At 69.6% G+C, this 22,502-nt stretch carries 24 protein-coding genes and 5 pseudogenes; 11 read left to right on the top strand and 18 right to left on the bottom strand.

Translation table 11 applies throughout. From position 1 onward, the window contains the following. The first annotated feature begins 363 nt into the window (after nt 1-363). The gene (locus AC07C1_RS37360) at nt 364-1,929 is read left to right on the top strand and encodes an alpha/beta fold hydrolase (RefSeq protein ID WP_478946526.1); all 1,566 of its coding nucleotides are present in this window, start codon (nt 364-366) and stop codon (nt 1,927-1,929) included. 47 nt (nt 1,930-1,976) lie between these two features. Here AC07C1_RS37360 and AC07C1_RS37355 read toward each other — a convergent pair whose 3' ends face one another. From AC07C1_RS37355 to AC07C1_RS37315, 9 genes and pseudogenes are all read right to left on the bottom strand, one after another. Then, on the bottom strand, nt 1,977-2,855 hold the full coding sequence (locus AC07C1_RS37355) for an amino acid ABC transporter permease (protein ID WP_478946524.1): 879 nt from the start codon (nt 2,853-2,855) through the stop codon (nt 1,977-1,979). Beyond that, nucleotides 2,852-3,496, bottom strand: a complete 645-nt coding sequence (locus AC07C1_RS37350) for an amino acid ABC transporter permease (protein ID WP_478946522.1) — start codon at nt 3,494-3,496, stop codon at nt 2,852-2,854. Before AC07C1_RS37350 ends, AC07C1_RS37355 begins: the two co-directional genes overlap by 4 nt. Nucleotides 3,497-3,507: 11 nt before the next feature. After that, nucleotides 3,508-4,431 (bottom strand): glutamate ABC transporter substrate-binding protein, encoded by a 924-nt coding sequence (locus AC07C1_RS37345; protein ID WP_478946520.1) that lies wholly within the window; start codon nt 4,429-4,431, stop codon nt 3,508-3,510. An 18-nt stretch (nt 4,432-4,449) separates the two neighbouring features. Further along, nucleotides 4,450-5,193 carry an amino acid ABC transporter ATP-binding protein gene (locus AC07C1_RS37340; protein ID WP_478946518.1) on the bottom strand — a complete coding sequence of 248 codons (744 nt, stop codon included), beginning with the start codon at nt 5,191-5,193 and terminating at the stop codon, nt 4,450-4,452. Nucleotides 5,194-5,351: 158 nt separating this feature from the next. Then, nucleotides 5,352-5,771 carry a DUF6278 family protein gene (locus AC07C1_RS37335; RefSeq protein ID WP_478946516.1) on the bottom strand — a complete coding sequence of 140 codons (420 nt, stop codon included), beginning with the start codon at nt 5,769-5,771 and terminating at the stop codon, nt 5,352-5,354. A 15-nt stretch (nt 5,772-5,786) separates the two neighbouring features. After that, nucleotides 5,787-6,566, bottom strand: a complete 780-nt coding sequence (locus AC07C1_RS37330) for an exodeoxyribonuclease III (RefSeq protein WP_478946514.1) — start codon at nt 6,564-6,566, stop codon at nt 5,787-5,789. Between the two features lie 45 nt (nt 6,567-6,611). Then, nucleotides 6,612-7,247 carry an MBL fold metallo-hydrolase gene (locus AC07C1_RS37325; protein WP_478946512.1) on the bottom strand — a complete coding sequence of 212 codons (636 nt, stop codon included), beginning with the start codon at nt 7,245-7,247 and terminating at the stop codon, nt 6,612-6,614. A 36-nt stretch (nt 7,248-7,283) separates the two neighbouring features. Further along, nucleotides 7,284-8,573 carry a bifunctional 3-oxoadipate enol-lactonase/4-carboxymuconolactone decarboxylase PcaDC gene (gene pcaDC, locus AC07C1_RS37320; protein ID WP_478946510.1) on the bottom strand — a complete coding sequence of 430 codons (1,290 nt, stop codon included), beginning with the start codon at nt 8,571-8,573 and terminating at the stop codon, nt 7,284-7,286. 32 nt (nt 8,574-8,605) lie between these two features. Beyond that, a pseudogene (locus AC07C1_RS37315) lies at nt 8,606-9,692 on the bottom strand (IS110 family RNA-guided transposase). A 565-nt stretch (nt 9,693-10,257) separates the two neighbouring features. Between AC07C1_RS37315 and AC07C1_RS37310 the strand changes: the two are divergent. Beyond that, nucleotides 10,258-10,554 (top strand): annotated as a pseudogene (locus AC07C1_RS37310) (metal ABC transporter permease); the annotation flags it as partial. 106 nt (nt 10,555-10,660) lie between these two features. Here the strand turns inward: AC07C1_RS37310 and AC07C1_RS37305 are convergent. Continuing rightward, the gene (locus tag AC07C1_RS37305) at nt 10,661-12,739 is read right to left on the bottom strand and encodes a SpoIIE family protein phosphatase (protein ID WP_478946508.1); all 2,079 of its coding nucleotides are present in this window, start codon (nt 12,737-12,739) and stop codon (nt 10,661-10,663) included. Between the two features lie 756 nt (nt 12,740-13,495). Here AC07C1_RS37305 and AC07C1_RS37300 point away from each other — a divergent pair. Further along, on the top strand, nt 13,496-13,924 hold the full coding sequence (locus AC07C1_RS37300; RefSeq protein ID WP_478946574.1) for an ATP-binding cassette domain-containing protein: 429 nt from the start codon (nt 13,496-13,498) through the stop codon (nt 13,922-13,924). Between the two features lie 157 nt (nt 13,925-14,081). Here AC07C1_RS37300 and AC07C1_RS37295 read toward each other — a convergent pair whose 3' ends face one another. Together AC07C1_RS37295 and AC07C1_RS37290 are read right to left on the bottom strand one after the other, a co-directional pair. Next, complete coding sequence (locus tag AC07C1_RS37295) at nt 14,082-14,792, bottom strand: cation efflux transmembrane domain-containing protein (RefSeq protein WP_478946572.1); 711 nt, start codon at nt 14,790-14,792, stop codon at nt 14,082-14,084. Nucleotides 14,793-14,806: 14 nt separating this feature from the next. After that, nucleotides 14,807-15,136, bottom strand: a complete 330-nt coding sequence (locus AC07C1_RS37290) for an ArsR/SmtB family transcription factor (RefSeq protein ID WP_361985659.1) — start codon at nt 15,134-15,136, stop codon at nt 14,807-14,809. Nucleotides 15,137-15,249: 113 nt separating this feature from the next. Here AC07C1_RS37290 and rpmF point away from each other — a divergent pair, with 113 nt between their 5' ends. The 4 genes from rpmF to infA all read left to right on the top strand — a co-directional run bounded on the left by rpmF (nt 15,250) and on the right by infA (nt 17,952). After that, on the top strand, nt 15,250-15,420 hold the full coding sequence (gene rpmF, locus AC07C1_RS37285) for a 50S ribosomal protein L32 (RefSeq protein WP_478946505.1): 171 nt from the start codon (nt 15,250-15,252) through the stop codon (nt 15,418-15,420). Nucleotides 15,421-15,426: 6 nt separating this feature from the next. Continuing rightward, a complete protein-coding gene (locus AC07C1_RS37280; RefSeq protein WP_478946503.1) occupies nt 15,427-16,608 on the top strand; it encodes a GTP-binding protein in 1,182 nt (393 codons plus the stop codon). 248 nt (nt 16,609-16,856) lie between these two features. Then, nucleotides 16,857-17,654, top strand: a complete 798-nt coding sequence (locus AC07C1_RS37275; protein ID WP_478946500.1) for a GNAT family N-acetyltransferase — start codon at nt 16,857-16,859, stop codon at nt 17,652-17,654. A gap of 73 nt (nt 17,655-17,727) precedes the next feature. Then, nucleotides 17,728-17,952 carry a translation initiation factor IF-1 gene (infA, locus tag AC07C1_RS37270; protein ID WP_361985672.1) on the top strand — a complete coding sequence of 75 codons (225 nt, stop codon included), beginning with the start codon at nt 17,728-17,730 and terminating at the stop codon, nt 17,950-17,952. Nucleotides 17,953-18,038: 86 nt separating this feature from the next. Here the strand turns inward: infA and rpsR are convergent, their stop codons facing one another. The 4 genes from rpsR to rpmG are packed head-to-tail and all read right to left on the bottom strand — an operon-like array spanning nt 18,039 to nt 19,895. Continuing rightward, a complete protein-coding gene (gene rpsR / locus AC07C1_RS37265; RefSeq protein ID WP_478946498.1) occupies nt 18,039-18,281 on the bottom strand; it encodes a 30S ribosomal protein S18 in 243 nt (80 codons plus the stop codon). Nucleotides 18,282-18,301: 20 nt separating this feature from the next. Further along, on the bottom strand, nt 18,302-19,471 hold the full coding sequence (locus AC07C1_RS37260) for a CobW family GTP-binding protein (RefSeq protein WP_478946496.1): 1,170 nt from the start codon (nt 19,469-19,471) through the stop codon (nt 18,302-18,304). Next, complete coding sequence (locus AC07C1_RS37255) at nt 19,468-19,725, bottom strand: type B 50S ribosomal protein L31 (RefSeq protein ID WP_361985681.1); 258 nt, start codon at nt 19,723-19,725, stop codon at nt 19,468-19,470. The genes AC07C1_RS37260 and AC07C1_RS37255 overlap by 4 nt, the downstream gene beginning before the upstream one ends. A gap of 5 nt (nt 19,726-19,730) precedes the next feature. Next, nucleotides 19,731-19,895 carry a 50S ribosomal protein L33 gene (gene rpmG / locus AC07C1_RS37250; protein WP_361985684.1) on the bottom strand — a complete coding sequence of 55 codons (165 nt, stop codon included), beginning with the start codon at nt 19,893-19,895 and terminating at the stop codon, nt 19,731-19,733. Nucleotides 19,896-19,977: 82 nt separating this feature from the next. Between rpmG and rpmB the strand changes: the two genes are divergently transcribed. The 4 genes and pseudogenes from rpmB to AC07C1_RS37230 all read left to right on the top strand — a co-directional run bounded on the left by rpmB (nt 19,978) and on the right by AC07C1_RS37230 (nt 21,626). Continuing rightward, nucleotides 19,978-20,214, top strand: coding sequence for a 50S ribosomal protein L28 (rpmB, locus tag AC07C1_RS37245; protein ID WP_361985687.1), 237 nt, complete (start codon nt 19,978-19,980; stop codon nt 20,212-20,214). Further along, nucleotides 20,214-20,519: a 30S ribosomal protein S14 gene (gene rpsN, locus AC07C1_RS37240; RefSeq protein WP_478946492.1), complete on the top strand. Its 306-nt coding sequence runs from the start codon at nt 20,214-20,216 to the stop codon at nt 20,517-20,519. Before rpmB ends, rpsN begins: the two co-directional genes overlap by 1 nt. Before the next feature lie 161 nt (nt 20,520-20,680). Beyond that, nucleotides 20,681-21,061: pseudogene (locus AC07C1_RS37235) on the top strand (tRNA (adenosine(37)-N6)-threonylcarbamoyltransferase complex transferase subunit TsaD); the annotation flags it as partial. Next, nucleotides 21,061-21,626 (top strand): annotated as a pseudogene (locus AC07C1_RS37230) (GNAT family N-acetyltransferase). The pseudogenes AC07C1_RS37235 and AC07C1_RS37230, both read left to right, overlap by 1 nt. A gap of 323 nt (nt 21,627-21,949) precedes the next feature. Here AC07C1_RS37230 and AC07C1_RS37225 read toward each other — a convergent pair. Beyond that, complete coding sequence (locus AC07C1_RS37225; protein ID WP_478946490.1) at nt 21,950-22,342, bottom strand: hypothetical protein; 393 nt, start codon at nt 22,340-22,342, stop codon at nt 21,950-21,952. A 66-nt stretch (nt 22,343-22,408) separates the two neighbouring features. After that, nucleotides 22,409-22,502, bottom strand: a pseudogene (locus tag AC07C1_RS37220) (IS5/IS1182 family transposase); the annotation flags it as partial.

The following is a 22,502-nucleotide window of genomic DNA, read 5'->3' as shown; positions in this document are numbered from 1 at the left end:
TTGCGGGCAGCCTCGGGCAGCAGCCGCACCGGCGCGGACGCCTGGCGGCATGCTGAAGCACGAGTTGAGATGGCGTGGATGATACGCACACGTGTAACGGTGCTGGTCGTCGTGACGGCCAGCCGCCCCCCGGATGTGCAAGCCGCAGCATAGGACAAGAGACCTTGATCGTCACCTTGGGTCGTCAGCCTGTCCATGTGATCCCCACCGGCGACCACCGGTTCCGCCGGAGCCTGTCGGGCCTTCAACAGTCCCGCCGCGCAACAATCTTTACCCGCACGTAACTTACCGACGGGTTACTTGCGGTAAGAGGGCGCGGTTACCGTCGGGTCACTTTGCACTTGACCAGTCAAGGAGTGACCCATGAGACACCGTCGCACCGCTCCGCGCGCCTCCGCCGCCGCAGCCGTCTCGGCGGCGCTGATCGCCGGCACCGTCGTCGGCCTGGCGCCGGCCGCCGAGGCCGCGCCGTCCGTCCGCTTCGTCGACATCACCGGCGACGGCGGCACCGTGCTGAAGGCCAACGTCCTCACCCCTGCCGACTCCGACGGCTCACGCAGCTACCCGCTCATCGTGCTGCCCACGAGCTGGGGCCTGCCCCAGGTCGAGTACCTGGCACAGGCACAGAAGCTCGCCGACTCCGGCTATGTGGTCCTCAGCTACAACGTACGCGGCTTCTGGCAGTCCGGCGGCCGGATAGAAGTGGCCGGTCCGCCCGACACAGCGGACGCCTCCAAGGTCATCGACTGGGCCCTCGCGCACACACCGGCCGACCCGCGGCACATCGGCATGGCGGGGGTGTCCTACGGCGCCGGGATCAGCCTGCTCGCCGCCGCCCACGACAAGCGTGTCAAGGCCGTGGCCGCGCTCAGCGGCTGGGCCGACCTGGTCGGCTCCATCTACTCGGGCCGCACCCAGCACGTCCAGGCGTTGGGCGTCCTGGACGGCGCGGCCACCCTCACCGGCCGGGAGAGCCCCGAACTGCGGACCATCTTCGACCACCTGTACTCCTCCGACCTGTCGAAGGAACAGGAGATGATCGACTGGGGGCGGAAACGTTCCGCAACGACCTATGTCGACCAGCTGAACAGCAACGGCACCGCGGTCATGCTGGCCAACGCCTGGGGCGACACGGTCTTCCCGGCGAACCAGGCCGCCGACTTCTACGAGAAGCTGACCGGACCCAAGCGGCTGGAGCTGCGCCCCGGCGACCACGCGACCGCCGAGCTGACCGGCCTGTTCGGGCTGCCCAACGACGTGTGGACGGACACCGAGCGCTGGTTCGACCACTACCTCAGAGGCACCGACAACGGCATCGACCACGAGCAGCCGGTCCGGCTGAAGTCCCGTAGCGCGGGGGGATACGAGGGCTACCCGGACTGGAAGTCGGTCGGCGCCACACGTCGGAAGATCGCGCTCGCGGGCTCCACCACCATCCACGCGAACGTCGACTCGGGCGCGGACGGCGGAATCGTCTTCCTCTCCAGCATCCTCGACCAGATCGCCCAGTTGCCGCCGATCGCCTCGATGCCGCTGCTGCCGCGCCGCTGGGCGGCCGTCTGGCAGTCGGAGCGGTACGGCAGTGCCCAGCAGGTACGCGGCACCGCGCGCCTGCACACCACGCTGACCCCGACCGGGGAGAGCGGCACCCTCGTCGCCTACCTGTACGACGTGGGCCCGCTCGGCATCGGCAAGCTGGTCACCCACGCACCGTACACGTGGCACGGGCGGACGCCCGGCGAGCCGTTCGACGTCGACCTGGAGCTGTTCTCCACGGCCTACGACGTTCCCGCCGGGCACCGCCTCGCGGTGGTGGTCGACACGGTCGACCCGCTGTACATCGAGCACAACCCGTCCGGCGCGCAGCTGACCTTCTCCTCGCCCTCGGACGACCCGTCATACGTGTCCGTCCCCGTGCGCGAGCAGTGATCTCCGGCTGCCGCCGGACGAGCCTGGCCCGTGTGAACTGCCGCCCCCTACGGTCTCGGGGCCGTGGGGGGCTCCCCACCCGGCAGCGGCGCCCCAGGTCCGGCCGTGGCGATCACCACGGCCTCGGTCTTGGGACTGCGCTGCTCACGGCGGGACACCCAGCCGGCGAACCACGAGAGCAGCATGCACATCCCGATGTAGATCGGCGAGATCACCATCACCACAGGGATGAACGGCAAATCGTAGTCGAGGTTCGAGGCGATGAGCTTCCCGGCGTGGAGGAACTCCTCGTAGGTGATGAGGAAACCGAGGGAGGTGTCCTTCAGAGCGACCACCAACTGGCTGATGATGGCGGGCAGCATGGCCCGTACGGCCTGCGGGGCGAGGACGTACGCCATGACCTGGGTCTTGCGCATGCCGAGCGCGGACGCGGCTTCGTGCTGGCCGCGCTCGACGGCGCCCACGCCCGCGCGGAAGACCTCGGCGAGCACCGAGCCGTTGTAGAGGGTGAGTCCGGCGACCAGGGCGGGCAGCGGCTGCGCCTTGAGCGCCACGAAGATGAAGAAGATCATCACCAGGACGGGCATGGCGCGGAAGAACTCCACCACCAGTGTGGCCGGCCAGCGCACCGCACGGTGGTCCGACAGCCGTCCGGCGGCCAGCAGTCCACCGAGGGCGAGGGAGAGGACGGCCGCGAGGGCGAACGCCTTCAGAGTGTTGCCGAGCCCGCGCAGCAGCAGTTCCTGAATGCCCTTGTACTCGAACGGCATCCACTTGGTGTAGGTGAACTGGCCGGTGTCGAAGAGGAGATACAGGAGCCAGGCGACGAGGGCGAGGAGGAGGGCGGTGGACAGGACGCCGTAGACGAGGTGCCGTTGCCGGGTGCGCGGGCCCGGGACGTCGTAGAGCGCGGTGGTCCCGGTCATCGGGCGACTCCCCACTTCTGCTCCAGCAGGTTGAACAGGGCGCTGATGGCGAGCGTGATGATCAGGTAGCCGACGGCGATCCAGACGAAGGTCCAGACGATGTTGTAGCCCAGTTCGTTGATGGTCTTGTAGGTGCCGAGCAGTTCGGTGACGCTGAACGCCCCGGCGATCGCGGAGTTCTTGGCGAGCGCGATGAGTGTGGAGCCGACGGGCGGGATCACGGACCGGAACGCCTGCGGCAGCACGACCAGGTTCAGGGTCTGCCCGAAGGTCATGCCGAGGCTGCGGGCCGCCTCACCCTGGCCCCTGGGCACGGTGTTGATGCCGGAGCGCAGCGCCTCGCAGATGAACGCCGAGGTGTAGCAGCCGAGGGCGAGAACCGCGAACACCTCGAAGGGCAGGACCAGTCCGAACCGGGGCAGGCCCAGCAGCACCGCGAAGAACAGCAGGGTGAGCGGGGTGTTGCGCAGCACGGTGACCCACAACGTGCCGAAGACGCGCAGGGAGCCGACGGGAGCGACCCGGAAGGAGGCCATCAGGAAGCCGAGGGCCAGCGCCAGCAGGGAGGAGTACACGGTGAGTTCGACGGTGCCGAGAAAACCTTCCCAGTAGGTCGAGAAGTTGTCTTTCAGTACGTTCATGCCGTCCTCGCTCAGCTCGCCGGGTAGCGGTCGATGGCGGGCGGGTGCGGTGCGGGCACGCCGGACAGGCCGAGCGTGGCGTCGTACGCCCTCTTCCAGTCGCCGTTCTTCTCCCCGGCCCGAAGGGCGTCGTCGAGGGCGAAGCGCAGGGCGTTGTCACCGTGCGGGACGCCGATGCCGTAGGGCTCCTTCGAGAACGGCTTGCCGACCACCTTCAGCTCGTCGGGGACCTTGGCGGCGTAGCCGATGAGGATGGCGTCGTCGGTGGTGACCGCGTCGACCTGGTAGGTGAGGAGGTTGTCGACGCAGATGGAGTAGGTGTCGTAGGCGACCAGGATCGCCCGCGGGTAGTCGGTCCTGATGCGCTGGTACGGCGTCGAACCGGCCGCCGAGCAGACGCGTTTGCCGGCGAGGTCCTCAGGGCCGTGGATGTCGTTCTCGTCCGCGCGGACCAGCAGGGACTGGCCGGCCAGGTAGTAGGGGCCGGCGAAGCCGACGAGCTTCTTGCGGCCCGCGTTGATGGTGTAGGTGCCGACGTAGTAGTCGATCTGGCCGTTCTGCAGGGCCGTCTCGCGGTTGGCGGAGGCGATGGTGCGGAAGCGGATCGTGTTCGGCGGGAAGCCGAGGGAGGCGGACATCATTCTGGCGATCTCGATGTCGAAGCCGGAGTAGGTGCCGGTCGCCGGGTCCTTCTCGCCCAGGTAGGGCTGGTCCTCCTTGGCGCCGACGACGAAGTAACCGCGCTTCCTGGCACGGATCCAGGTCTTGGAGTCGGGCAGGCGGAAGCCCTGTGCCACCGGGTAGTCCGGGAGCCGGCCGGCTGCCGGGCCCTTGGCGGGCGGGCTGCCGTCCTTGCCGCAGGCGGCGGTGAGCAGCGCGAGGACGCCGAGGAGGGCGGCGCACAGGGCGCGGGGCACGCGGATGGTACGGAACACGGGTCGCACTCCCCCGGGTCAGTGCTTGAGGATCTTGGAGAGGAAGTCCTTGGCGCGCTCGCTGCTCGGGTTGGTGAAGAACTCCTCCGGACCGCGGTCCTCGACGATCCGTCCGTCGGCCATGAAGACGACGCGGTTGGCGGAGGCGCGGGCGAAGCCCATCTCGTGGGTGACGACGACCATGGTCATGCCGTCCCGGGCGAGCTGCCGCATGACCTCGAGCACCTCGTTGATCATCTCCGGGTCCAGGGCGGAGGTGGGCTCGTCGAAGAGCATCGCCTTGGGCTCCATGGCGAGGGCCCGGGCGATGGCCACGCGCTGCTGCTGGCCGCCGGAGAGCTGCGCCGGGTACTTCTCGGCCTGGTTCAGCAGGCCGACGCGGTCGAGGAGTTCACGGGAGCGGCGGTCGGCGTCGTCCCTCCCGCGTCCGCGGACCTTGACCTGGGCCAGGGAGACGTTCTGCAGGACCGTCTTGTGGGCGAAGAGGTTGAAGGACTGGAAGACCATGCCGACCTCGGCGCGGAGCCGGGCGAGGGCCTTGCCCTCCTCCGGCAGCGGCTGCCCGTCGAGGGTGATGGTGCCGGACGCGATGGTCTCCAGCCGGTTGATCGCTCTGCACAGGGTCGACTTGCCCGACCCCGACGGGCCGATGACCACGACCACCTCCCCCTTGCCGACGGTGAGGTCGATGTCCCTGAGGACATGCAGTTCCCCGTAGTACTTGTTGACGTTCCGCAGTTCGATCAACGGATCGACGGCCATACGCAGCGCTACCCACTCTCAGCTGTGTCGTGGTTGCCGCAACCTATCCAGACGGCAGTGGAGCTGACGGACGACACGCATCTTTCGGGCAATAGCCGTATTTACGTCAGAGGGGTGGCCGACGGGGCCTCCGTGGGTGCTCGTCGGGGGCCGTGGGTTCAGGCCTCGGCGATCTCCGCGTACAGCTGGGACAGCTCGGGGACGCCGGTCACCGCCCACTCGAGCCCGGCCGGCACCACCTCGACCTCACGGCCGGAGGGCAGGCATACGACGGGCTCGCCGTCGGAGCGGATCTCCCAGACCGCGCCGGGCACGGTGCGCACCACGACCGTGCCCAGGTACAGCCCGGCGTCGTTGCCCAGCCACGGCAGGATCTCCGCGTCGTCGCGCCAGCGGGGCACCATCTGGTCCAGGGCCTCCAGCGAGGCCGGGCTGTCGTCGAGGCGGACGCCCGCCTGGGCCGCCTGCGAGCGGAGCAGCTCGCACTCGGACAGCAGCGCGGCGACCGACTCGGGGTCGGCGGGGAGCGCCGCGTGACCGTCCTTCTTGTGCCGGTGGCCCAGGAACGGAAGGTTCATGGTCCCAGCGTGACATCACACCTCGAGGTCGACCACCACCGGCGCATGGTCGGAGGCACCCTTGCCCTTGCGCTCCTCACGGTCGACGTAGGCGTCCTTGACGGCCGTGGCGAACGGCGCGTTGCCGTACACCAGGTCGATGCGCATGCCGCGGTTCTTGGGGAAGCACAGCTGGCGGTAGTCCCAGTACGTGAAGGGGTGCTCGTACTTGAGCGGACGCGGGACGACGTCGTCCAGGCCGGCCTCGCGCAGGGCGGCGAGGGCGGCGCGCTCGGCGGGGGTGACATGCGTGGCGCCCTCGAAGGCGGCCGGGTCGAAGACGTCGTCGTCGGTCGGCGCCACGTTGTAGTCGCCCAGCACGGCGAACGGGCGGCTGCCCTGCGCGTCGCCGTACACCGCCGCCTTCAGGGCCTCGAGCCACTGGAGCTTGTACGCGTAGTGCGGGTGACCGACCTCGCGGCCGTTGGGCACGTACACCGACCAGACGCGGACCGGGCCGCAGGTCGCCGCTATGGCGCGCGGCTCGGTCACGCCGTCGTAGCCCGGGTCGCCGGGCAGGCCCCGGACCACGTCCTCGATGCCGACGCGGGAGAGCACCGCCACGCCGTTCCACCGGCCGGTCGCGTGGACCGCCGCCTCGTAGCCCAGCTCGCGCAGCTGGTCGAACGGGAACTGGTCCTCGGCGATCTTCGCCTCCTGGAGGCAGAGCACGTCGGTGCCGCTGCTCTCCAGCCAGGCCAGCAACCGCGGGAGGCGGGCGGTGATCGAGTTCACGTTCCAGGTGGCGATGCGCATGCGTCACAACCTACCTGGCGGGTGTGACAACGCCGGTCCGCGCACTCAGACCTGCGCCGACGCCCCCGGCGTGAGCCGCTGGTGGTCCGTGCCGCCCAGCGCGCCGATCTGGCGGTCGTAGATCGGCCGCGCGAGGTCGGTGAGCAGCGCGTCGTGGACGTCGTAGGCGCGCTGCGGCTTGACCTCGCGGACGTACTCGATCACCTCGGCGATCTTGTTCCACGGGGCCATCACCGGCAGCAGCAGCGTCTCCACCGGGTGGTCCGGGACGGTGAGGGCGTCGCCGGGGTGGAAGACCCTGCCGCCGTCGACCAGATAGCCGACGTTGGTGATGCGCGGGATGTCCGGGTGGATCACGGCGTGCAGTTCACCGTGGACCTGGACATCGAAGCCCGCGGCGGTGAAGGTGTCGCCGTGGCCGACGGTGTGCACGCGGCCCGGGAAGGCCGCCGTGATCTGGTCGGCGACGGACTTCAGCGTCCAGATCTCCGCGGCCGGGTTCGCCTCCAGGGCGGCCCGAAGCCGGCCCTCGTCGAAGTGGTCCGGGTGCTCGTGCGTGACCAGGATCGCGTCCGCGCCGACCGCCGCGTCCTGCTCGCTGAACCCGCCGGGATCGATGACGAGCGTCCGCCCCTCCTTCTCGAGGCGGACACAGGCGTGGGACTTCTTCGTGAGCTTCATGACGCCCCATCCTGCCGCGTCGAACCCCGCGAGGTCTCACTCGGCGGGCGTGGTCTCCTCGCGGATGACCTGCTGGGCCACCCGGAACGCGCTGTTCGCGGCCGGCACCCCGCAGTAGACGGCCGCCTGGAGCAGCACTTCCTTGATCTCGTCCGGGGTGAGCCCGTTGCGCAGGGCCGCCCGGGTGTGGGCCGCCAGCTCCTCCAGGTGGCCGCCCGCGACGAGCGCGGTCAGCGTGATGCAGCTGCGGGTACGGCGGTCCAGGCCCGGCCGGTCCCAGATCTCGCCCCAGGCGTAGCGGGTGACGAACTCCTGGAAGTCCCCGGAGAACTCCCCGGCCTGCGCCAGCGTCTGGTCGACGTGGGCGTCGCCCAGCACCTCCCGGCGGATCTTCAGCCCGGTCTCGTACCGTTCCGGCGGTCCGGCGGGCTGCGCCGGTACGGCGGCCGGGGCGATTTCCGCGACCGGCGCGGCCTGCGGCGGCATGAGCGGGACCGGGACGGCCGCGACGCCCGGCAGGGCGGTCTGCCCGGTGTCGAAGGGCTGCTGCCAGGCGGTGGAGAAGTGGTGCACCAGCAGGTCGGTGACGGCGGCGGGCTGCTCGACCGGCACCAGGTGGGAGGCGCCGGGGACCACCGCGAGCCGGGCGTCCGGTATGCCGGCGACCAGGGTGCGGGCCTCGGCGGGGCCGGTGACCTGGTCGTCGGAGCCGACCAGTACGAGGGTCGGCACACCGACCCGGCCCAGTTCGGGCCGTACGTCGAACGCGGCGAGGGCCTCGCAGGCGGCGATGTAGCAGCCGGGGTCGGTGGTGCGGACCATCTGCACCGCCCACTCGGTGATCGCGGGCTGTGCGGCGGAGAACCCGCCGGTGAACCAGCGGTCCGGCGCGGTCCGGGCGATCGGGTCGAGCCCGTTCGTGCGGACGATCACTCCGCGCTGCCGGAACTCGTCGGCGGTGCCGAACCGGGGCGAGGCCGCGACCAGCGCGAGCGAGGCGACCCGCTCCGGGTGGCGCAGCGCCAGCTCGATGCCGACCGCACCGCCCAGGGCGCAGCCCGCGTAGCCGAAGCGGTGCACGCCGACCGCGTCCAGCGTGACCAGCAGACGGGCGGTCAGCTCGGCGACCGAACCGGCCGGGTGGGCGGGAGCGCCGCCGTGCCCCGGCAGGTCGAACCGGAAGACGCGCCACTGCTTCGTCAGCTCGGGAACCTGCCGGTCCCACATGTGCCATGTGGTACCCAGTGAGGGACCCAGGATCAGGACCGGAGCGTCTTCTGGCCCGTCAAAGCGGTATTGCAGGGTGTTCGGTGGTGTCTCACTCACGCCCCAGACCCTCTCACGTCTCACGGATGCCCCTATGACGCGGGGGTGCGGGCGACCGGTCTGACCAGGTTGAACACCTCTCGGGCGGCATATCGCTTGAGGCATCGGATGATCTCGCGTCGGGTCTTGCCCTCCTGGGTGCGGCGTTCGTAGTACGCCTGGGTGCGCGGGTCGTGGCGCAGGCGGGTGAACACGATGCGGTGCAGGGCGGCGTTCGCCTGCCGGTCGCCGCCGTAGTTGAGTCGGTGCGTGCTCCGACGGCCCGAGGAGTACTCGATGGGGCTGGCTCCGCAAAGGGCAGCAAAGGACGCCTCGGTGTTCAGCCGGTCGGGGTTGTCTCCCATGGTGATCAGGAGAGTGACGGCGCTGTCCGGACCGATGCCCACCGGTTCGAGCAGCTGCGGGGCGTGGCGTTCGACGAGCCGGGTCAGGCGCTGGTTCAGCTCATCGATCTGCCCGGTGAGCTGCTCAACGCGCTCGGCGAGCATACGCAATGTCAGGTGGGTGGCCTGGGCCACCGCGTCCTCGTCTCCCCCACCGCCGGATAGGCCAAGGCGTGCGCAGGTGCGGAACAGCTCGCGGTTGCCCAGGCTGGACAGCTGTTCCCGCAGTGCGGGGTCGGCGATGACCAGGACGGCTTTGAGCTGGTTGATCGCCTGGGTACGGGCCTTGACCGCGGAGTTTCAACAACCGGGCACTGTGCACCGGACCGTCGCCGGACTTGGCCCGGGCCCGGGCCCGGCCACTGAGCACGGCCCGCGCGGCGCCCTGTGCGTCGAGGGGGTCCGACTTCCCGATCAGCCGGCGGGCCGAGCGGTCGGGCCGGTTCACTTCGAACACCTGGATCTGCTGGGCCAGCAGGTAGCGGGACAGGCCCGCGCCAAAGGTGCTGGTGCCCTCCACACCCGCCCGACGCACCGTCCCCCGCTTACGGGCCCACACGAGCAGCCGACGGTAGCCGGCCGCCGTCGCCGGAAAGGACTCGGTCCCCAGAATCTTCCCGAGCGGGGAGATCACGGCGGCGACATGCACCTCGCCGTGCGTGTCCACACCCAGGACGACCTCGCGCCGAACGGGAGGATCCGTGCTCGAGGACGTGCTGCGCTGCCGGGTCGTCATGATGGTTCGCCTCCCACGTGGTGACGTGCTGGCTGGGTGAACGGCACCGGCCTGCTCGGACGGTCTGAACCGTGATCGCGCCTGGAACTCGGCAAGGCCCCTATAGGGACACGCCCTGTGGCTCGGTGACAGCAGAGAGCATCCCGCAACGACGGTCGACATGCCTGTGACTGGACACTTCGGTCAAAGATCTCAAGAGTCAGACCCCCGTACGGGACGGCATCGCGCAACCCTCCCATCGGTCCCCGTGCATCGGCACGTCCCGACCACAGCCGGATGGCTTCGCCCGAACCAATGCCCAACCTGGCCGGAGCAGGCTGAGAATGAGTTGAATCCCCGCCCACTCGTGACCGGCAATGACGGACAGCCGTCTGGCCCGCCGCACGCTCATCCCTTCATCGACCATCGCACGAACGGCTTCGAGCCCTCTTTCTGGTACACGGCTTTACCACAAGTCATGTAGCGGGCGCCGACGGTCCGCGATGCGGCGAACTCGGCGCGCTGTCGGCGTTCCCCCTCCCGGCGGGCCTGGGCCTGGGCTATCTACTGCAGTGCGCGGGCCTCGATGGCGGTCGCCCTCTCGGTGCAGGTCGTCGGCGCACTGCTGGTCCTGACCCTCGTCGTGACCCCGGCAGCCGCCGCCGCACGCATCACCGCCTCCCCGGTGCTGCTTCCGCTGCTCAGCGTGGTCTTCGCCGTGGTCTCAATCGAGGGCGGCATCCTGCTCGCCCTCGGCAGCAGCATCCCCATCAGCCCCTTCGTCACGACCATTTCGTTCACCATCTACGCCGCCTGCCGCTTGGCGGGGGCCCACCGCACCCGACGGTGGGGAGCGAGAAGGGTAACGCCCCAACCGGTCTGAAGGAGTGGGGGGAGTTGCCCTGATACCCGGTCCGCTTGTGTTGCACACCTGAAGCCTGCGCTGCCGACGGCTGGACTCGCCGTCGGTTCAGGCGCGTGAAACCTCCCTATGATTGGTCAGCCTGTGCTCGGGCGATGAGCAGGGCGACGTCGTCCTCCCCGCCGGGCGGCCGCAGGATCTCCAGGATGCGGTTGCAGGTGTCATCCAGGTCGTGCCCACGGGTCGCGGTCAGGGTGTCGAGAAGGGTGTCCAGGCGGGCGTCGATGGGTTCGCTGCGGGTTTCGACCAGGCCGTCGGTGTAGAGGACCAGTTCGTCGCCGGGGCGGAAGGGGATGGTGGTGGCCTCGAAGGGGACCCCGCCCACGCCCAGCGGTGCGCCGGTGGGCATGTCCAGCAGGTGCGCCGCGTGGCCGGCTCGCATGAGAGCGGGGGGCAGGTGGCCGGCGAGGCAGATCTGGCACGTGCCCTGGTGAGGGTCGTAGACGCAGTAGATGCAGGTGGTGATGGTCTGCTCGACGCCCTCGGTCAGGTGATCGAGGTGACGAAGGGCGTCTGCGGGGGCTAGGCCGAGTTCAGCGAACGCGCGGGCGGTACTGCGGAGTTGGCCCATGGTGGCGGCGGCGTTGATGCCACTGCCCATGACGTCCCCGACGACCAGGGCGGTTTTGTCCCCCTGCAGAGGTATGGCGTCATACCAGTCGCCGCCGATCTCGCTCGTGACCCCGGCGGGCTGGTAGCGGCAGGCAACGTCTAGGCCCGGCAAGTGCGATGGAGGCTCAGGGAGCAGGCTGCGCTGGAGGGTGAGGGCCGCGTGGCGCTGGGCCTGGTATCCGCGGGCGTTGTCGATGCAGACCGCGGCTCGGGCGGCCAACTCCGAGGCGAAGGCGGCGTCGTCGTCATCGAAAGGCGCGGAGTTCCGGGTGCGTTTGAGGTCGAGGGCGCCGAGGACTTCGCCCCGGGCCACGAGTGGTACGGCCAGGTAGGAGTGCACGCCGGCCGCCGCAAGAAGGGAGGCTGCCTCACCATGGCGGGCGATGTGATCCAGATCCCGACGAGTGGTGCGGGGCACCAGGACCGGTTGGCGGGTGCGTACGCATCGGGAGATGAGGCGGTCGTCGTCGTAGACAGCGAGTTCCCCGGGTGGATCGGCCGCACGGACCGCCTCGGTGCGATGGGCCGCGCGGACGGCAAGGGCACGGAACCGGGCAGGGCCCGTCTGTGGCGCCGTGCGGCCCTGAAGGGCGCTGTCGAGTACGTCCACGGCGGCCACGTCAGCCAGGAGGGGTACGACGAGGTCGGCGAGCTCGCGCGCTGTCGTCTCCAGGTCGAGGGTGCTACCCACGCAGGCAGAGGCTCTGGCGATCAGTGCCAGTCGTTGCCGGGCTTGTGCGGCCTCGATGGCGGCTCGGTGACGCTCGGTGACGTCGATGACGGAGTACGCCAGGCCCAGCACCCGTCCACTTGAATCCTCCAGCCGGTAGTACGAGACGGACCAGGCATGTTCATGGTCCGGGTCGGAGGGCGGACGGCAGACGATGTGCCGGTCCACGACCGACTCGCCCGTCTCCAGGACACGGCGCAGACGGGCCTCGGGATCCGTGTCCAGGTAGCTCAGGGCCTCGCCGACCGGCCGGCCGAGACGCTCGGCGGCGGACTGGCCGGTGATGCGTTCGAGAGCAGGATTCACGGCCAGGTACCGCAGGTCCGGATCCAGAATGGCCAGCCCGACCGGGGACTGGGACACCAGCCGCATGGCCAGGGCGGCATCTCGCTCGACCCGCTCCACAGCGGCCTGATCCGCGGCAAGGCCCAGGGCGTAGACGTCACCGAGGTCGTCCAGCAGCCGCATGTTGCGGAACTCCACCAGACGGGTGCTGCCGTCCTTGTGCCGGATCGGGAAGGCCCCTGCCCAGTCGGTGCCGGATTCCATGACGTCGGCGAGCAGCTTGATCACCGCGTCCCGGTGCTCCTCGTGGACCGTCAACCCAGCCGCGTGCTGGCCCAACGCCTCCGCCGCGGTGTAGCCGAACAGTTCCTCGGCCTTCCGGCTCCAGAAGACCACCTGGCCCTGCGCATTCAGCACCACCGCGGCGACGCTGAGCAGATCGAGCAGGCCACTGGGTGGCGCAGCAGGACCCGTCAGTGACCGGCCGTCGTCCGCTCGGGAGGAGTCCGTCGTGCCCATGTCTCGTTTCCCTTCCCGCTCGGCGCCTTGGCTTGTGCCGTACCGGCGGGCGTTCTGCCTTCATCCATGGTCGGCCCAGACCGAGGAAGAACACACCCCCGACTGGATGCGAGCCTGCTCGGGATCGGCGCCCAGCCCTTCACAGCAGCTGGCGCCATAGCCAGACCGTGCTACGCGATGAAGGCATGTCGCGGGCGAACAGCCTGGGTGATCGAGTGGATCCATGGGGCCTGCAAAGGGATAATTCAAGCGATAACCGTTCCGGTTTCGCTATGGCGCAGGGGCCGGTCCGCAAGCTACGGCGGTCTGCCAGCGGGGCACGGCATCCCAGTAATTCCGTCACGCAAGCCCTGCCTCCCGTCAGGACAACGTCAGCTGGATGAACTCCGATATCGATGCGCGCAACAACGCCTTGGACAGTAGGCGACGAGCAGCTGGACAGACCATGGACGGCACCGAGGCCAGCACGTCACTCTCCCTTCGAGGCCACGGCCGCCGGAGGGCCGAGTGGACCACGCCCGTGATCAGTCTGCGAGACGCCGCACTGGCCTACGGCGACCGTGCGCTGCGGAGCGGTCTGGACTTGGCGGTGCGCCCGGAGAGTTCCTCGCGGTTCTGGGCCCGAACGGATCCGGCAAAACCAGCTGCTGCGCGTGATCCTGGGCCGACAGCAGCTCACCGCGGGGTCCGTCACAGTCCTCGGCCGGGCGCCGCGGCACGGCACGGCACGGCACGGCACGGCACGGCAGCAGAAACATCGGCTACATCCCCCAGCCGGAGTCCCTTCCCGCCCACACCATGCTCCGCGCCCGCGACCTGGTACAGCTCAGGATCGACGGGCATCGCTGGGGGCCGTCGCTCACTCCGCGGGCGATCCGCCGCTGTGTCGATGAGGTCCTGGCCTCGGTCGGAGCGACGCACTTCGCGGACATACCGATGGGCACGCTCTCCGGCGGTGAGCAACAGCGCATCCGCGTCGCTCAGGCGCTCGCCACGGACCCACGGATCCTGCTCTGCGACGAGCCGCTTCTCTCCTTGGATCTGCAGTACCGGCGCACGGTCGTCGAGCTGGTGGACCGACGCCGTCGCACCGACGGCACGGCCGTCGTCTTCGTGACACACGAGATCAATTCCGTGCTGGAGCCGGTGGACCGGGTTCTGATCTGGCACCGGGCGGATTCCTGATCGGCGCACCGGACGAGGTGATGACCACGCCCGCCCTCTCCCGGCTGTAAGGGACGCAGATCGACGTCGTCCGCGTCGGGGGCCGCACATGATCGCGGAGGCCAGGACCTCGTCGGGCGAGGAGGCACCGCCGCCTTCCGCTGTCGGCGTGTCTGCGTCAGGGGCAGCAGTCGCACCCCGGAGCACAGCCGCAGGCATCCGCCTCCGTCCGGCCGGCGCCCGGCGTGACGGCCGACGGCGTTGCGCAGCACCCCTGCCCACGCCACGCGTCGCGCCCCTCCTTCACCGCGACCGCGGCGATGACCAGAGCAGCGAGCGGATCGGCCCACGACCAGCCGAACACGGCGTTGACGAGGAGGCCCCCCAGCAGGACCGCCGACAAATAGGTGCACAGCAGGGTCTGCTTGGAGTCGGCCACGGCCGATGCGGAGCCGAGTTCCCGTCCAGCGCGGCGCTGGGCCGCCGACAGGACCGGCATGACCACGAGTGAGAGAGCAGCCAGCACGATCCCGGCCAGGGAGCGCGTGGCCTCACCTGTGCCGGTCAGGGCCCGTACGGCATCGACGGTGACATAGGCGGCGAGCGCCAAGAACGACAGCGCGATGATCCGCAACGCGGTCTTCTCGCGGGCCTCGCGCACCGCGTGCTCACGGGCGGAGAACTGCCAGGCGACGGTGGCGGCGGAGGAGACCTCGATGACGGAGTCGAGACCGAAACCGATCAGCGCGGTGGACGAAGCCAGGGTCCCGGCCGTGAGGGCGACGGCCGCCTCGACGACGTTATAGGTGATGGTCGCGGCGACCAGCAGCCGTATCCGCCGGGCAAGCACACCGCGCCTGGCCGGGTCGGGGCCGAGGGACAGGGACATCTCTGCGCTCACGGTCAGCAGCACCCTTCGTCGTCGGCGCACGTCCGGTCGCCCTCGACGGCGACCACGGCGGTGCGCAGGTCGTCGAGCGCGTGGCCGAGGCGTTCGTCGGCGAGTTCGTAGCGGGTGCGGCGGCCGTCGGGGACGGTGACGACCAGGCCGCAGTCGCGCAGGCAGGCGAGGTGGTTGGACAGCCTGGTGCGCGAGATGTCCAGCGCGTCGGCGAGGTCCGCGGGATAGGCGGGTGCTTCCCGCAGGGCGAGCAGGATGCGGCAGCGGATCGGATCGGCGAGCGCCCGGCCGAACCGGACCAGGACCTCGATGTCGGAGGCAACAGTCAGCACACCGTCAACGGTACACAGATCCCTGAATTCAGGGAACCATGAACTATAGCCATTTCGTAATGGTGTTCATTTTCATGTAGCCTTTACTCGCCATCCCAACCAGGAGGACTTCCATGGCCGTTCCCAAGCGGAAGATGTCAAGCAGCAACACCCGCCACCGCCGCGCCCAGTGGAAGGCGACCACATCGGTGCTCGTACCGGTCACCGTCGACGGAGTGTCACACCTGGTACCGCAGCGGCTGGTGAAGGTGTACGAGCGCGGTCTGCTGCGCCCCGAGGGCTGAGCGTCGATGCCGTCCAATCCCTCCGGCCGACTGCCCGTCACCGTCCTGTCCGGGTTCCTCGGCGCGGGCAAGACCACCCTCCTCAACCACGTCCTCGGCAACCGCGAGGGACTGCGCGTCGCGGTGATCGTCAACGACATGAGCGAGGTCAACATCGACGGCGCCCTGGTGCGGGGCGGCGAGGCGGCCCTGTCGCGCGCCGAGGAACGCCTGGTCGAGATGACCAACGGCTGCATCTGCTGCACCCTGCGCGACGACCTGCTGGTGGAGGTCGACCGGCTGGCCCGCGAGGGCCGCTTCGACTACCTGCTCATCGAGTCGTCCGGCATCTCCGAACCCATGCCGGTCGCCGCGACCTTCGCCTTCGCCCGCGACGACGGCGCCACCCTCGGCGAGATCGCCCGCCTGGACACCATGGTCACGGTCGTCGACGCCGCCAACTTCCTGCCCGAACTGGCAAGCGGCAACGAACTCGTCGAGCGCGGCCTGGACCAGTACGAGGACGACGAACGCACCGTCAGCGACCTGCTGATGGACCAGATCGAGTTCGCCGACGTCATCGTCCTCAACAAACTCGACCTCGTGGACAAGGAGTCGGCCGACCGGCTGCGGGCGACACTCACCCGCCTCAACCCCGCCGCACGCCTCGTCCCGGCCGTCCACGGCCGCGTGAAGATGGGCGACGTGCTGGGCACCCGGCTGTTCGACCTGGAACGCGCCCAACAGGTCCCCGGCTGGGTGAGGGAACTCAACGGCGACCACGTACCCGAGACGGAGGAGTACGGCATCTCCTCCTCCGTCTTCCGCTCCGAACTTCCCTTCCATCCGGGCAGGTTGTGGACGTTCGTGACGGAGGAACTCGACAGCGGCGCATACGGACAGATCCTGCGCTCCAAGGGCTTCTTCACCCTCTCCAGCCGCCCGCACGTGACGGGCCTGTGGTCGCAGGCCGGCTCCGTCGCACGCTTCGAACCGTCCGCCGCACGCGACACCGAGAGCCCCGAGTGCCAGGAACTGGTCTTCATCGGCACGCACCTGCACACGGATGCGCTGCACGCGACCCTGACCGACTGCCTCATGGCCGACGGCGAGAGCCTGCCGCCCACGGACCCGTTTCCCACCTGGGACACCTACGGCATCGACGACACCTGTGAGGATGAGCATCCCGAACTCGTCGCGGGCCCCTGAGGACCCCGGGCCGGGCGGCGAACACAGCCACGCCGCCCGGCCCGGTATGGACACCAAGAGCTCCGGATAAATGCGTTGGGCTGACCGGCCCCCGCTGATAGCGTCTGGGCAGCCGTGAGAGAACGCGAGGAGGTGAGACCCATGAAGGCTGTATCCCTGTGGGTGCTCTCCCATGTCGTCACGGTGGGCGATTGACTTAGGTGTCGCCGGGAGCGCCTCCAACAAGGCACTCCTGAGAGGCATCACCTATGAACTTTGTGCATTCCGCTGCGGGCACGGACAACCATCCGGTTGTGGTCACGCGGGTCTCGGAAACGCAGTGGCACGCTGTGGAGGACGACTTGACGGTCGGCCGCGGCGTCGCTTCGCGTCGGCCCGACGGGCGGCTTTTCGTATGCATCGACGCGTGGCACGGCGCGGTCTTCGACCGCATCGCCGACGCGATGCTGGCGGACCTGCCGACACCGCTGTACACGGTCGTCGACGAGGCCGACCACGACTCGAGGTCCGCCTGGGAGCGGGCCGGCTTCGCCACCGCACGCCGCGAGTGGGGCTATCTCGTGCCCACCGATCCGCAGGTCACCGGGCTCGGCTCGGTGCGGCCGCCGTCGGGCGTGGTGATCGTGCCCGCCGGTGAGGCGGAGGAGGGCCCGCTGCGCGCCCTGGACCGCCTCATCCGCGACGAGGTCGAGGCCACCGTCGGATGGCAGACGATGCCGGCCGAGGTGCTGCCACGCCCGGCGGGGACCACTGTGCTCGACCCGTCGAAATACGCGGTGGCCAGGCACGTGGACCAGTACGTGGGACTGGTCAGGGTGGCCCCGCTGACCCGGCAGCCACGGATCGGGCTGATCGCCGTCCGGACCGACAGGCACCGCCGCGGCATCGCCCGGGCGCTGCTGGCCCACGCCCTGGGGTCGCTGCACCACTCCGGGACCGCTTCGGCATGGGCCGAGGTGAACGAGTGCAACGCGGCGGCCGGCGCCCTGTTCGAGAGCATCGGTGCCCGGCGCGCGGCCAGCACCCTGGAACTCGTCCGCCACTGACGCGCCGCCACATCAAACCGAGCGACCGTTTCCTACCGAATTCGCCGTCACAGAACGGGAGAAGTGAGAGACCATGACAAAGGCAGCAGGGGGCGTAGAAGCCGAAGGCACCGTCGTCGAGTGCTTGCGCAATGCCACCTTCAAGGTGGAGCTCCAGAACGGGCACACGGTGCTCGCCCACATCAGCGGGAAGATCCGGAAGAATCGCATCAAGATCCTCCCGTACGACCGAGTGCTCGTGGAACTCAGCCCCTACGACCTCACCCGCGGCCGGATCCGCTACCGGTACAGGGCGTAACGGAAGGTGCCGGCGCCTCCGAGACCACCCGGTAGGACAATCAGAAGCCGCGGTCGTTCTGCTGCCTCCCGCACGGGGCCATCGCCCTATCGGGAGCCGTAGGGCAGGAGCGCCATCTCGCGTGCGTTCTTGATGGCCTGCGCTATCTGCCGCTGCTGCTGACGCGTCACGTGGGTCACCCGACGGCTGCGGATCTTTCCGCGGTCGGAGATGAACTTCCGCAGCAAGTCGGTGTCCTTGTAGTGGATGTAGGTGATGCCGGCGGCGTCCAGCGGGTTGGTGCGCTGACGCTTGGCAGTCTGCCGCCGGATGTTTGTGCGTCGGGTCATGGGGAGGTCGGTCCTCTCTTTCAGGTCACGGGGTCGAGCAAGCCGTCAAAGGCGTGCGGGAGTTGCTTCCAGCGGTCCCTGCCCGCCGCGTACTCGTCGTCGGTGAGCAGGCATGAGTCGAGCAGGGCCGACAGGCCGTCGCAGTCCAGGCCGGGCGAGGTGAAGGTGAGGTACTGGCAGCGGTCACCGTGTTCGGGATGCCAGTCCACGGACGCGGCGAGGCGGCGCTCGGCGGGCACCATCTCCCAGGCGGCGTCGGGCAGGGCGGCCAGCCAGGGCCCGGCCGACTCCACGCACAGCGCGCCGCCGGCGGCGTCCCAGGACAGCAGGGTGTCGGGGCGGTCCGCCAGCCAGAACCGCCCCCGGCTGCGGGCGGCCGCACAGGTCAGGTCCTCCAGTGCCGCGTACAGGCGCTGCGGATGGAAGGGCCGTTCGCGCCGCCAGACGAAGGTGCTTACCCCGTGCTCGTCGCACGACTGCGGCAGCAGCGCGCACGCAGGATGCACACGGGCGGCGGCCGCTGCCACGTTGAAGCCCGCCAACAACGCTGCCACCAGGGGGCCGTCGCTCTCCACCCGTACGCTTCGTGCGCCTGGTGTGAGCTGGGCGAGCAGCGCGTGGTCGGTGTCGTCGGCGACCTCGTCGCAAGAATCGTCGTCGCCGAGGGCGATCACCGTGGGGTACTCCAGCTGCCGGGCGAAGGTGTCGGCGACCGTGCGCTGGTCGGTCGGCGCGGCGGCGAGGCCGACGTCGGCCAGGTCGTCGCCGTTGGACAGGTACGGCAGGACGAGTGCGGGGTCGACCGCGGTGGCGACCCCGGTCAGGACCAGCGGTGCGCCCGCGGCGGCGACGACTCCGGCCATGGCCTGGGGCTCGACGGAGTCCCACAGTTCCACGACGGCCAGCCGGCACGTTCCCTCCGCTGCGAGCCGCAGCAGTTCGGGGACGAGATCCTCGCGAAGGGCGCAGCACGCGCAGTCATTCACCAGGGGTGCGTCGCCACTGCCCAGCAGACCGTCGGCGTCGCGCACCGTCCGGCGCACCGCGCTGTCGACGGCGGACGTCAGGTCGTGGTGCAGCGCGACCGAGCCGGGGACCGAACGCAGGATCTCCTCGACGGCGGTCCGGCGGGCGTCGGCGTGCAACCCGCCGACGATCGCCACCGGCAGCCGCGCCTCGTCCCGGTTCACGGCTCGCTCCGTCCGCGTCCGTACCGCCGTTCGAAGCGCTCGACCCGCCCCGCGGTGTCCAGGACCCGCTGGGTGCCGGTGTAGAAGGGGTGGCTCGCCGAGGAGATCTCGACGTCGATGACCGGGTAGGTGTTGCCGTCCTCCCATTCGATGGTCTTGTCGCTCGTGGCCGTGGACCGGGTGAGGAAGGCGTAGTCGGCGGCCCGGTCACGGAAGACGACCGGGCGGTACTCGGGGTGGATTCCGGGCTTCACGGCTCTCAGCGCTCCTCACGGAAGTCGACGTGGCGGCCGGCGAGCGGGTCGTACTTGCGCAGGGTGAGCCGGTCGGGGTTGTTACGGCGGTTCTTGCGGGTCACGTAGGTGTAGCCGGTGCCGGCGGTGGACCTCAGCTTGATGATCGGGCGCAGTTCGTTACGGGTCATGGACAGCACCATACAAGAGATTGGTTTTCATTTTCATCTAGCGCTAGTGTGCTGCTGCATCCACTCCCAAGGAGGAACAGCCATGTCCGCCCACTGCCAACTCACCGGTCGACAGCCCGGCTTCGGCCATCGCATCTCCCACTCGCACCGGCGGAGCAAGCGCCGCTTCGACCCGAACGTCCAGAGCAAGCGCTACTGGCTGCCGAGCGAGGGCCGCCATGTCCGGCTCACGCTTTCCGCCAAGGGCATCAAGACGGTCGACACGATCGGCATCGAGGCCGCGGTGGCCCGCATCCGCGCCCGGGGAGGGAAGGTCTGATGGCGAAGAAGAGCAAGATCGCGAAGAATGAGCAGCGGCGCCTCATCGTGGCCCGGTACGCCGCGCGCCGCGCCGCGTTGAAGGCGATCATCGCGTTCCCTGGAAGCTCCGACGAGGACCGCGCCGCCGCCCAGCGGGAACTGCGCCGGCATCCCCGCGACGCCAGCGCCGCCCGCCTGCGCAATCGCGACTCCGTGGACGGCCGCCCCCGCGGCTACCTGCGCGCCTTCGGCCTGTCCCGCATCCGCGTACGCGAGATGGCCCACGCGGGCGAGCTCCCTGGCGTGACCAACAGCAGTTGGTGACCCGGCACGCCAGGGGCTCACAACGGGCGCGCCAGCGACGCAGCCCGAATCTGTGCCCGGTTTCGAACGCGCCTTCCGCCACTCTGAACGGCGGGCGGGCGGCGGCACCTGCTCGTGGCGTTCTGCCACGAGCAGGTGGGTACGGCTCACCCCGCACGCGGAGCGAATCCCACGCCGGGCGCGAACTGCCCGTCCACGACGGGGCCGCGTCGCTGCAGGAGGCGGTCGCCGACGTCCTGACCCGCAAGGCGATCGCCGCCTGCACGGAGCACGGGGTGAGCACGCTGGTCGTCGTCGGCGGGGTCGCCGCGAACTCGCGGGTGCGGTCACTGGCCGAGGAGCGCTGCCGGGCGGCCCGGATCGCACTGCGGGTACCGCCGCTGAGACTGTGCACGGACAACGGCGCGATGATCGCCGCCGTCGGCGACCTCCTCGTACGGGCCGGAGCCGAACCGGCGCCGTGGGACGTGTCGATCGACCCGTCGGCACCCTTGGAGCACGCGGCCCTGCATTCGGTGGCGGCCGGAGCGGTGGCCACGTGATGGACATCCGTGTCGTCGCGTACGACGCTCTCCTGGAGCATGGCACCGCCCTGCGCTCCGTCTACGCCGACGCGTTCTGCGCGCCGCCCTGGAACGAGGACGAGGAGAGGCGGACGCCTTCGTCGCGCGGCTCGGCTCCGACGTACGGCGTCCGGGATTCACCGCCGCACTCGCCTTCGACGGACGGAACGTCGTGGGTTTCGCCACCGCCTGGGCCACGCCCACCCCCTTCCCGGTCGACCGTTGCTATCCGCAGGCGGCCGCCGGTCTCGGTGCGAGCCGTACCGAGGAGTGGTTGTGCGGGGCCCGCGAGATCGACGAGTTCGCCGTCCGCGCCACCGCTCGCGGCACCGGGACCGCAGCCGGCCTCCTGCGAGCGGTGACCGAGGACGCCCCCCACGGCCGCGCCTGGCTGCTCACCTCTCTGCGCTCGACCCGGGCCATGACCTTCTACCGCAGCCAGGGCTGGACCCAGGCCACGCACCCCTCCCCCGACGGACACGGCATCGCGGTCTTCCTCGGCCCTCACCATCCCGCCCGAACCCTGGCCGCCGAGCCCCTGTAGTCCCGGGAGCCCGCCGTGCCGAGTGCCCTGGAGTCGTGGTGACCGGAACAGCCTCCGACGGCAAGGCGAGCCTGGTGGCCGCCGTCACCGCTGCCGCCGATGCCGCGGGACTACACGCCTCGCGACTGGTCAAGCGGCTCGCCTCCGTTCGAGCGAATGCGCGGCCGAAAGCGACAACCCCAGTTGTCGGTACACCCGGGATAGCAGCCCGTTCCTACGGCCTTACCAGTGCAACGCGTTCAAAACCGCTCCGCGGCGGCTCACGTCGGCCGTGCGGCCAGAGCCCTGCCCGACGGCAGGTGAGATGCGGCTGCATCAGCGCATCAGAATGGTCCTTCCGCGGGACCTGCGGATGGCATCGCACCTGGCGGTACACCTACGGGAAGCGGCAGGTTGGTCACCACGAACTGGTTCAGGATGTCGTCGCGATCCATGAACATGATCTGGCTCCGTTTTGCCGCGTCCAACGCGTTGCCCAGCCAGTTGCGTGCAGCCTTGGTGATCTCCCCGCCGGCCACGATGAACGCATGGTCGACGAGGACGCGTCGGTTGGTCTCGGGGTCGAAGATCTCGTGCGCCAGCATCATCAGAGCTTGATTGTGGATCTCAGCGATGTTGGCATTGCCCGCCCTGGACTTTCCGGTGGCGTCCAGTTTCCCGCGCTTCACCTGGATGCCGAAGTACAGGAAGTGCTGAGTCGGCAGGGTGAAACGCATCCAGATGTCCTTGCCGTACTCCAGCGCCTTGTCCCGGTGCCCGGCTGCAGTGAGCTCTTTCCAACCTCACGCTGATGCGTGGTGAAGGACGAGCACGGCCTTCACCACGTTGGTGATTCGGTTGGTGCTGCAGCGGAGCTTCCGCAGGAGACGCCAGCCC

The sequence above is a fragment of the Streptomyces sp. NPDC045022 genome (genome assembly GCF_056432605.1).
This window is presented reverse-complemented; position numbering and strand designations above follow the sequence as displayed.